This is a genomic window from Halomonas sp. SIMBA_159, from assembly GCF_046536035.1.
Lineage (GTDB): Bacteria > Pseudomonadota > Gammaproteobacteria > Pseudomonadales > Halomonadaceae > Vreelandella > Vreelandella venusta_A.
In genome coordinates this window covers 1-245 of the sequence record NZ_JAWJBT010001313.1, presented here as the reverse complement: position 1 = coordinate 245, position 245 = coordinate 1, and the positions used below count along the sequence as shown (strand labels likewise).

Genomic DNA, 245 nt, shown 5'->3' with positions numbered 1-245 from the left:
AGTCGACGTCGGGATGCACCGAGAAGACACCGTCCGTGTCGACGACCGCGGTCGCGATGACGAGGCCGGTCTCGTCGACGATCTCCACCTCCGCGCCGGGGGTTCCGGTGCCGGTGATGTCCGGTGCGAAGGCCGTCGATGGATCGATGCGCCAGTCGATCGTCACGGGTGACTCGACCACTGGCGGCTCGACCACGGGAGGGTCAACCACAGGAGGTTCAACCACAGGAGGCTCGACCACCGGC

The 245-nt window shown here is 67.3% G+C and carries 1 protein-coding gene; it reads right to left on the bottom strand.

The genetic code is table 11. The annotated features are described in order from the left end of the window. The coding region (locus R0J87_RS23515; protein ID WP_498889401.1) for an Ig-like domain-containing protein at positions 1-166 on the bottom strand (166 nt) is incomplete at its 3' end. Positions 167-245: the final 79 nt, after the last annotated feature.